At 56.5% G+C, this 9109-nt stretch carries 6 protein-coding genes; 5 read left to right on the top strand and 1 reads right to left on the bottom strand.

Annotated features, from left to right (window positions below):
• The coding region (locus VM163_06460) for a glycosyltransferase family 2 protein (GenBank protein ID HUT03517.1) at positions 1 to 718 on the bottom strand (718 nt) is incomplete at its 3' end.
• A 1591-nt stretch (positions 719 to 2309) separates the two neighbouring features.
• Between VM163_06460 and VM163_06465 the strand changes: the two genes are divergently transcribed.
• The 5 genes from VM163_06465 to VM163_06485 form a co-directional block, all read left to right on the top strand.
• A complete protein-coding gene (locus tag VM163_06465) occupies positions 2310 to 4664 on the top strand; it encodes a S8 family serine peptidase (protein ID HUT03518.1) in 2355 nt (784 codons plus the stop codon).
• 28 nt (positions 4665 to 4692) lie between these two features.
• The gene (gene plsY / locus VM163_06470; protein HUT03519.1) at positions 4693 to 5289 is read left to right on the top strand and encodes a glycerol-3-phosphate 1-O-acyltransferase PlsY; all 597 of its coding nucleotides are present in this window, start codon (positions 4693 to 4695) and stop codon (positions 5287 to 5289) included.
• Between the two features lie 325 nt (positions 5290 to 5614).
• The gene (locus tag VM163_06475) at positions 5615 to 6169 is read left to right on the top strand and encodes a periplasmic heavy metal sensor (protein HUT03520.1); all 555 of its coding nucleotides are present in this window, start codon (positions 5615 to 5617) and stop codon (positions 6167 to 6169) included.
• Positions 6170 to 6465: 296 nt separating this feature from the next.
• Complete coding sequence (locus VM163_06480; protein HUT03521.1) at positions 6466 to 8136, top strand: TolC family protein; 1671 nt, start codon at positions 6466 to 6468, stop codon at positions 8134 to 8136.
• A 10-nt stretch (positions 8137 to 8146) separates the two neighbouring features.
• On the top strand, positions 8147 to 9109 hold a 963-nt coding region (locus VM163_06485), incomplete at its 3' end, for an HlyD family efflux transporter periplasmic adaptor subunit (protein HUT03522.1).

Raw genomic sequence — 9109 nt, forward strand, 5'->3', positions numbered from 1 at the left:
CGACTAGAACGTCCGGGCAAAACATGACGTCAAACCCCCGCTCGCGGAGCCTTAACGAGAGGTCCTGGTCCTCGAAATACAGAAAGAAACCGGGGTCAAACATGCCAACAGATTGAAGATGAGACCTTCTGCACAGAACACAAGCGCCGACGAAGTAATCCACCTCTTGTGCTCCGGATGACGCAGAAACAGCGGCGGAGCACATCTTTTCACCTAACCGTTCCTGGGGCCTGATTCGCCTCGCAACCCGGTCCAAGAGAAGCATCTTTGCCAGAAACTCTCGGAGCGTAACCACAGAACGATACACTGGTGGAAGTATCTTCGTCCCGCTTCGGAGCCTGGGAGCAACACAAGCAGCCATTGGGTGCTCAGTGAGGCATTCCACGAGATTGCGCAGCGACTCGACATCAATCACGCAGTCCGGGTTCAGGAGCAGAACAAACTCCGCACGCCCGGATAGCATCCCCACGTTGCATCCGGCCGCGAAGCCAACATTCTGACTGTTCTCAATGACCCTCACGTCTTGAAAGGCCGATCTAAGCCACTCAACCGTTCCGTCCGAGGACGCATTATCAACCACGACTGTCCTCAAATTGAACGAGTGGCTGCACTCCCGAAGCCCATCAAGACACTTGGCAAGGTGCTTCGAGCAGTTGAAGCTAACTATGACGACATCGATCGGCGCAACGTCCGCTGCACGTGTTGTAACAGGTGACATATTCCTGTGCCACATAATACATATAAATACCCCAATTCTGCGGGGAAGTGTGAACAAGAGCTTGCCGCAGGTCAAGCCCCGGTTGTGAGACATTTGGCGTGCTGACGATGGGCGTTGTCAACGGGTTTGTGCCTGTGCGGCGTCGGCCGGGCTCGGGCCCGCGATTGGTATGTGTCACAAGCCATTTGGCCTCGTGAATGGCTCCTGTCACACTGTGTTACACTGGCGGCATCCTGCCTATTAAGCCAAGTTGCCACCGGCGGACGAATTGCGTGTCATTTATTGTTACAGATTCTATACAAAAACAAGCCATCTTGGTCTTTCGTAACCCCTATCCTTTGCCAACGAGGATTCGCTCCAACGTAAGAAGCCGCTGTAACTAGCGTCCAGAGCGGCGAAAGGGAGCTGCATCGCAAATCTAATCTGTAAACTGGCACGGCACCTGCTATACTTTGCTACGAGACGAATGTTGTGGTTTCGGGAAGTGAAGGGATCAGGCTTTAGTATCATCGAGGGCGAAAAGTAAGCGTTAGATTTGGAAAGGGTCTTCTCCTTACTGGACGAAATGGGCCTTTTCGCCCACCGCATTTCTCCATAGGTGTCGTGCGGGAAAGCGTTGGTCTCGGTGCCTGCTGATGTGGAACCCAACCTAAGGTTGGATTAGCAGCAGGGGCGCTGAGCCTTTCCCGACTTATCTTGCGCAGAGTTTTCAATAGTAGAGGATAAGGGAGCGTTTAGGCTCCCTCTTGTTTTTTGGGGACCAAACACCGCTGCATACCTTAGGGCTGGAGCCTTTTGAGTTATGCGTTGTGTCGTCAATCTCTCCTCATTTCTGAGGGGCAAGCCTGTCTCTGCCCAGTCATTGCAGTCCAGCCCGGATACAATTCCGATGTCGCAGACGTAGCGAATATCAGGAGTTTCCCCAAGATGGTAGCTGATTTGTTGGCTGTGGTTCTTGGTTTTGGCCAAGAAGGAACTCGTGCTTCGTAGCCTTTGCTACTCTGCGAAGCGCAGAGTAGCACGAGCGCAGAGTAGCAGTGGAATCAGGATTGACGTGATGGTGTGTTTGGGTTCCCCGAAGGGGGGCCACAATAGTAGCCGTAGGTGGAACCTACGGAATCCGTTCACGTCGGTATCCTCGCGACCCCGAATGGGTCGAACAGCCCGTCCACAGGGCTATGTTCAGCCCTTTTAGGGCTGATGATGTTTCCTCCTCTGACCCTGATCCGTAGGTTTCACCTGCGGCTACTCACGTTCATCCCCTTGCGGGGATGCCGGAAGAACGCCGTCAGTTCAGCAGGCACGGGCACGATTACGAAAACTCCTCTTCGTTGCAGACCAGTTGACATCGCTCTTCGGGCCAGCTCATTATTCAGTTAAGAGAGCGCAAACTAAAAGCAGATGTGAAAATCCCGCGAGTTGTGTTAGTTTTTTCGCGTGCATTGACGGTCTATATCGTTGAACATAAAGTTTAAACTGGTGTAGTAAGGCGAAATACTGATTCTGACAACAGTTTTGGACCTTCAATAACAGAATACTGATTCTGACAATAGTTCTGTGTTTGGACCTTCAATAACAGGGAGATTGTAAGATGAGAAGCAAAGCACTGACTCTGATCTTGCTCGGCCTCTTGCTGGTCCTCGCTTTAGCGACTGCCCTTGCCAGTCCGAGCCAGAAGCTAGACGTGCTGCTGCACCCGCTCCTTCAAAGGCCTCAGCCCGAGCCCATTCAGGTCGAGAGCATTCTAAGAGCCCGGGGAATAGCACACTCTGTTACCGCTGCCGAGCCTCGCATTGGGCTTGTTCTTAAGGCCACTGATGACGCTGGCGCATCGGACCTCGCCGCGGCGGTTATCTCGCTGGGAGGGACGGTCGGAAGCCGATTTGGTCGGTTTGTGACCGCCAGGGTGCCCGTCTCTGCTCTTGATTCGCTTGCGGCAGTCGATTCGCTGTCCTATGCCGAGGCTGCGCGCGTGTTGAAACCGTCGCTCAAAAAAAGCATCCCCGCCTCGAAAGGTGATCTGGCCAACTGGGGCATCCGTCTGTCCCAGAGATACAACGGGACAGGCGTCGTCGTCGGAGATGTCGATAGTGGCATCGATTGGACGCACGGGGACTTCCGCAACGATGACGGCACAACGCGACTGGTCTCGCTCTGGGACCAGACCGAGGCCGGGGCTCCGCCCGCAGGTTTCAGCTATGGGACGGAGTTTACGCAGTCGGAGATCAACGCCGAACTTGAGGGGAATCCGTCGATTTGGGATACGGGCCTCGACCAGGATGGCCACGGCACGCACGTGATGAGCATTGCGGCCGGAAACGGCAGATGCGGCGCGGGCGTCTGTGGGGTAGCGCCCCTGGCAAGCATCGTTTTCACAAAGGTCTCTTTCGGCTACGACTTCGGGACCGACAAGATGCTCGATGGCGTCAATTACATCTTCCAGAAAGCGGAGAGCCTCGGCATGCCGGCCGTCGTGAACCTCTCCCTCGGCTTCAACACCGGCAGCCACGACGGGACCTCGGTTGCCTGCCAAGCGATAGACGCGCTGACCGGGCCAGGCCGAATAATCGTCAACTCCGCCGGCAACTCCGCCTATTACGATGATGGCTACGGCAACAAGTACTTCGAGCACGTCGGGTTTGAGGCAAACGATGAGGAACAGAAGTTTGCGGCCTACCTCGCCTCCTATTACAGTGATGAAGGCTCGATCGAGCTATGGTATGAACCGCCGGGCGATATTGAGGTTGCTCTCGGCGCCATTGATAGCTGGTATGGGGGAACGATCGAGCACGGGCAGTTTGTTGCGCCGGGCGACTCGGTTTGGGGCAGTGCCCTCATGGATGCCGGGTCCGAGATAGCCACCTACGACATCGATGCGACAGAGACCTCGAATCCCAATAACGGTTCACGGCACGTCATCATAACGATTCGCCCAGATTTCTGGTCATCTCTGTTCTACGAATGGACCATCACCGTGAAAGGCAACTGCTACTTCGACGCCTGGGCCGGCGAGGAGAGCTACGTGCTGTTCCTTGACGAGCAGACCGGGGTTGTGGGGGGAGACAGCAGGTCGTCTATCACGTATCCGGCCTACGCCAAGCAGGTGATCTCGGTCGGCTCATACGTCACGAGAAACGAGTGGTACGACGTGTTCGGGCAGCGACAATATGACTCAGATGCAAAGGTCGGCGTCATCTCCGACTTCAGCAGCCAAGGCCCGAGCAGACGGCCCGACCTGACTGGGCCAAAACCCGAGATAGCTGCCCCAGGGCAATACATCGCGGCAGCCTTCTCGGCGCAGACCTACGCGATGGGCACATACTACTACTATACCGAAGACGCAGTGCACGACTACTATTACTATGTCGCCGCAGGCACGAGCATGTCCTCGCCGCACGTCGCCGGAGCCGTTGCGCTCTTGCTCCAGTGCTCGCCCGGGCTTACTCCCGACGATGTCGAGCAGGTATTCTCGCAAAGCGCAGCCACCGACTCGTTCACTGGCGAGGTCCACAACGACATCTACGGCTACGGCAAGCTCGATGTCCAGGCTGCCCTGCGCGTGGTTGACCCAGGTGGCGCAAACGCCTTGGGCCTCGATGTGCAGGCCGATTACCCCGTGTACCAAACGGGCGACACGCTCGAGATATTCGCACAGGCCGCCTACGTGGGGCCGGGTGTGAGCGTTGATTTCGGAACGGCCATCGTCTGCCCAGACGGGGCGCTGCTGTTCTACCCATTCTGGACGTCAGACTACACCATGATGAACCTCTATCTGCCAGCTGACTTCACGGCTCGCGACTTTCCTCTTTACACCTGCGATGTCCAGCCTGGTTCAACGCCCATTTCAACAGGCGGCAACTATATTGTCTTCGCCGCCTTTGCAGACCCAAGCACCGGGCTCCTCCTTGGCGACCTGTCGGGCAGCACATTCGAGGTCAATATGTGAAACCGCCTCTCGATAAGACCCGCGCCGAATGCAGCTAGCGCTTGTCATCTTCGCATACTTCCTGGGCTCGGTCCCCTTCGGGCTGATTATAGGACGGCTGGCTGGCAAGGACGTCCGCACAACCGGCAGCGGCAACATCGGAGCCACAAACGTTCTGCGAGCTGCCGGCAAGGCGGCTGGCGTCATAACTCTTCTGCTTGACGTGGCAAAGGGCTACGCCGCCGTCGCGGTGGCCGAGCAATTCTCGTCTCCCCACCATGCTCTACCCCTCATCTGTGGCGCCGCAGCGCTGGTTGGGCACTGTTTTCCTGTATTCCTTAGGTTCCGAGGTGGCAAGGGCGTCGCTACGGGGCTTGGCATCTTCCTGGGCATTGCCCCCTTCTACGTCATCTTTGCACTCGGCGCATTCCTCGCGGTAGTGACGCTCACAAGGCTTGTATCCGCCGGTTCAATCGCTGGCGCGCTCGCGATGCCGATTGCCCTATGGATAGGAGGCGCCTCCTCTGCCCGCATCGGTGTGGCCGCCGCTATGGCCGCCCTGATCATCGCCAAACACCACGCAAATATCGCTCGTCTCACGAGGGGCCAGGAGAGTCGCCTCGGCGGAGAGCCTCCGCTCCCATAGGTGCTTTTACCGGCGAACGAACTGGGTCGGTTCGCACCGAAACGGAGCTCGCCTTCAGCCCCCGATGTCTCAAGCAGAGAGCCTCCGCCTCGCCTGGGGAGAAGAGCCGCTGGCGCCGTCGCATCGGCCGTTAAACCTTTTTGAATCCTGCCCTGTCTATATGGACAGACAGAGGGCGATAGTTATTTAGGGAGATCGCATGGAGCACAAATCCTGTCGGTTTGGCGATGGGGAGATCGAAGGACAGCGGTTATTTATCTGAGTAAAAGTATTTGTTTCAGTTAATTGATCGTAAGATCAGAACACAACAACGGAGGAAGACGTGATGAACAGAACCAAGACTGCGGTCGTTGTGGTGATCGCTCTCGTTGGGCTCGTCGGCGCGGGGCTCGTGTTCGCCAGGTGGGGTCAAGGGCCGATGGCGATGAACGGTTCCACAGGAGAAAAGGTAGGGCAGCGTGGCTTCGACACACTTGTCGATAAGCTCGGGCTAACAGAAGACCAGGCTGAGGCGCTTAAGGCCATTTTCGATGAGCACCATCAGAAGATGAGAGACATCATGGATGCCGCACGGCCTGTGATTGCCGCGGTCCGCGAAGAGCTGGCCAAGGACGAGCCGAATGAAGAGGCACTTTCGCGCCTCATCGCACAGGCGAAGGCGATTCAGGAGCAAATGAAGGCAGAAATGGATGTCTTCAAGACCAGAATCAATGAATTCACGGCGGGCCTCTCCGTGAAGCAGCAGGCTCAGTTCCTTCTCTTCGAGGCCAGGATGTTTCGCAGAATGCACCAGCGCCCCATGCGTATGATGGAGAGCCAGGGGCCTTCCGGGGCAGAGAAGCTAGATTGTCCCGCCTCTTGTCCTTTCACTGACAACTGACAGGTGATGACCGCGACTGGGTGACGTTCTTCGCCAATAAGAGCAAAGGGGACACGTCCAGTTCGGGCGCGTCCCCTTTTTTGTGCTTCAGCAAAAAACTCACGAAAGCTCAGCTGGATGACAAGAGCAATTCGCAGCAAGGCTGCCCAGATGTTTACAGGGTCTGCGATAGGCATCAAACATTGTTAAACTCTTTGTTGAGATTTGTTGTCTTTAGGGACGACATATAAATGCGATGCGAATTGACAAGCTAGAATATCAACGGTGTAACAACACTAGGGAGTGATTGAGAGGTGATGGTTTTGAGGACCGGAGCAGCTCGTCAGAATTGGGGCCTGGGGAGACGTTTTCAGCCCTGGTTCTTGCGGGTTATCCCAGTTGTTTTTCTGGTGGCCTGCTTGGTTTCCTGTGCGCATGCTCCTCGCTGGACGCCCCAGACAGTCGAGCCGCCTCAATCTGTTGAGGTCGCGCAGGAGTCGGCAGCTCAAGCAGTTGAGGAGGAGGAGAGAGCCAAACCACCCTCCGATAAGTCGGGCGTGGCCCCGGCGCCACAGGCGAGTTCTCTTGCGCTGACGCGGGATGGTGCGGTCCTGACGGCTCTTGCGCGGAATCGGTCGTTGGCCGTGGCACAGTTTGAGCCCGAAATTGCAGCAACGTATATTCAGGAGTCGCGTGGTGCATTTGATCCGGCCCTTTTGGCCACAGTCTCCTACGGCAGAGACACGCGGCCATATAGCCAAACGGGCCTCACGTCGGTTGCGGTCGGGGAGCCTGTGGTTTCGCGACAGTTCCAGACCGACTTGTCGATATCCGAGTTCTTGCCCACGGGCACGGAGGTCTTTCTCTCCGGAGGATTCTCTCGCAGCCGCTCTTCCTCTGATTGGGATTACGAGGGCTCCTGGTCGGTCAGCCTCAATCAGTCCCTGCTGCGGGGTATAGGCCCTGACGCCAATCTGGTCACCCTGCGGCAGGCAAGAAACACCGCGGCCAAGAGCCGCCACGAGTTCCGGTCCTCCGTTCTGGAGCTGGTTTATCAGGTTGAGAACGCTTACTGGGAGCTGGTGCTTGCCACAAGGACATTGAAGATACGAGAGTTTTCGGTTCAGCTGGCCAAGGACCAGCTTGGGCTGAACCAGGACTTGATTGCTGTCGGTAAGCTTTCCAGGGATTCAAGGGTCTCGGCAGAGGCTGAACTGGCTTCTCGCAAGGCTGATCTCGTCGATGCGAGAATTGCGGTCAGGGAGCGAACTATTGATCTCATCCGTCTGTTGAATCCTGATGCTGAGGCACAGTGGGGCTTAACGTTTGAGACGCTCGATCCTGCTGATATTGAGCGTGTTGACTTGAGCCCTAAGATAAGCGTTAGGCTCGCGGCCCTTTACAGACCGGAGCTTGCCCAATCGCGCCTCGAGCTGGCCAATCGGGACCTGGAAGTTGTCCGAACCCGCAACGGGCTGCTCCCCAAACTCGATGCATTCGCCTCTTACGGAAGGCTCAGCAGTGGAGCTACCGGGAGCGATGCGAGCAGTCATCTGAACGACTCTATGTTCGATTCCTATCAGTTCGGTCTTTCACTAGATATGTCCCCTCTGAACAGGGCAGAAATAGCCAGCCATCGCCGCGCGAAGTTTCATCAGCAACAGGCCGAGGTTGCCATTGAGAACCTCGAGAGGGTAATCGAGGCCGAGGTTCGGCAAGCGGCCCTCGAGGTCGAGAGGCAGTGGGAGAGTATTGCGGCAACTGATGAGGTCGTCAAAAGCAGGCAGGAAGAGCTCAAGGTTGAGGAGAACAGGTTCATAGTGGGCAAGTCCACGAATTTGGATGTCTCACAGGTTCATAGGGACCTGATTCAGGCTCAGCTGGACGAAGTGACCGCCAGGGTTCGTTACATACAAGCCATCACATCGCTCTATCTGACGGAAGGGACTTTGCTCTCTCGCCGGGGTGTGGGATCGGCTCTTGAATAGGAGACATAGTATGAAAAGAAAGATCGTGATAATCACCATTGTTTGTGTGGGGATAGCTATCGGCTGTTATCTGTGGAATAACGGCGGAAACGGCGATCCCGCGGATGATTCTCAAGCGACAACGGTGAGGCCCACACACGCGCCAATTCAGCTAAAAATAGAGAGCACTGGGCGAGTGGTCTCGAATCTGGACGTCGAGATAAAATGCAAGGCAAGCGGCGAGGTCACTGGCGTGCCCTATGACGTGAGCGACCCAGTCAAAAAGGCGGACCTGCTCGTCGAGCTGGACCCCATAGACGAAGAGCGCCGGGTCAAACAGGCCGAGGTGAATCTGTCGTCATCGAAGGCCAGGCTGGTTCAGGCTCAGCAGAATTTGAAGACAGCTGAGCGGGACCTGACCAACGATATGGCGCGGGCCCAGGCAGCTCTCAAGTCGGCTCGGGTCAAGTTCCAAGATGCCCATGCTAAGGCGGAGCGCACCAAGAAGCTGCTTGAGGCAAACCGCGTCAGCATCGAGGAGAATGAGACTGCGCAGACTGCCGCCTCTCTTGCTACCGCTGATTTGGAGAACGCTAAGATCACGTTAGCGGAGCTCGAGGTCAAGAAAGACGCTCTGGAAGTGCTGCGTCAGGACGTTGCACTGGCAGAGGACCAGGTTGAATCCAACGAGATCGAGCTTGAAATGGCGCGACAGCGGCTCAAGGACACAAAGGTCTTTGCGCCAATCGATGGTGTGGTTGCTGACCGCCAGGTGGAGGTTGGGCAGATCATATCATCCCCCACCAGCAATGTGGGCGGCGGGACGACCTTGCTTGTCCTATCGGACCTCTCGCGGCTTTTCGTCCTCGCCTCGGTCGATGAGAGCGACATCGGCACGATTGAGGTCGGGCAGCGAGTGACGATCACGGCCGACGCCTTTCCTGACAAAGAGTTTTACGGGAAGGTTGTTCGCGTGGCCGCAAGAGGGGAGAAC

The organism is bacterium (assembly GCA_035527515.1).
Lineage (GTDB): Bacteria > B130-G9 > B130-G9 > B130-G9 > B130-G9 > B130-G9.